The sequence below is a fragment of the Prevotella sp. MGM2 genome, from assembly GCF_002933955.1.
Taxonomy (GTDB): Bacteria; Bacteroidota; Bacteroidia; order Bacteroidales; family Bacteroidaceae; genus Alloprevotella.
Map to the genome: position 1 here is coordinate 1 of NZ_BEWW01000268.1, position 1159 is coordinate 1159.

At 49.6% G+C, this 1159-nt stretch carries 2 protein-coding genes; both read left to right on the forward strand.

The window, feature by feature from the left end; translation table 11 throughout:
- A partial coding sequence (locus C5S62_RS13585; RefSeq protein ID WP_190311561.1) for a hypothetical protein occupies nucleotides 1-331 on the forward strand: 331 nt, incomplete at its 5' end.
- A gap of 63 nt (nucleotides 332-394) precedes the next feature.
- The coding region (locus C5S62_RS06905) for a GLPGLI family protein (RefSeq protein WP_104404660.1) at nucleotides 395-1159 on the forward strand (765 nt) is incomplete at its 3' end.

Below are 1159 nucleotides of genomic sequence, written 5' to 3' on the forward strand. Positions count from 1 at the left end.
GTCTTCCCTTTCCGCTTCTGCGGTTCAGTTCCGGATAGTCTGTTGTGATGGTAGTGTGAAATATGTTCAGGGACTTAGCTTCCAGGGACTTTTGCAGCAGGGGGCAGATCTTACAGAGATTGAGGATTATAAAGCTATTCTTGCTAAGGATGTTTGTCCCAATAGTTGTTATGCCACAGTGGACGAGATGAAAAGCACTTCTCTTTCTGCCGCCGCTTTGCCGCTGGTAGAAAACATTTATGTTTCCGTCCGTCCGGCGCTTTACATTGTTTTTAATGCTGACGGTCCGTCCGGTTCGGAACCGGTTTCGTCACAGGATGAAATCTTATGAATCAACCTTGAGGCCGGACTGGTGTCCTGGCGCCAATTCCGGTCTCTTTTATTTTTGTTAGCCATGATACGTTTGCCTCTTTTGTTTTTGTTTTCCTTTGTTGCTTTGTCCCTGCACTCTCAGAGGCTCGGACTTCCTGAGTCCGTGAAGAATCTGAAAGCCAAGTTCGCTCCAGTTCATATTGTGGACAGCGCCCGTTTGGAGTGTGTCTATGCCGTATCGGAGGTCGACACCGTTTTGGATCAGGCCCGGGACCATGAGGTCATCCTGCTTGTGGGTCGGAACTATTCCAAGTTTTTGGATTTATACAGGTATAAGAAGGACTCGCTGTACGCTTCTCATAATTTTGATATGACATGGGGGGAGGTCACATCCTTGACCGCAGATTTTAGAGAGAGTTATGAGGAGGAAATTCTGAGGGATGGAAATACGTTCTGGATGAGGAAAACCTTTATTCTTGACCCAATGGAGTATGGCGACAGCTCGGTTGTTATGGACTGGACCTTGCATTCTGACACTCTGACGGTTTGCGGCTATTTGTGCCGTAAGGCCACGACGCGTTTCCGCGGTAATTCCTGGGAGGTCTGGTATTCTGATGATCTTCCTTTTGACGGTGGTCCCTGGAAGTTCTGTAATCTTCCTGGCCTAGTCCTGAAAGCTTCCGATGCCTGCGGCCTCCATGACTTTACGGCTGTTGAGGTCCGCCTTCCTCATGTGGCCGTCATCGACACCAAGCGCCGTTGGTCCAGGATCTCCCGCGAGAAATATCTGGAACTTTCTGAGGCTGTAGCGGATGGCCGCCTGCGGTATTCCTCCCCTTCCAATCCC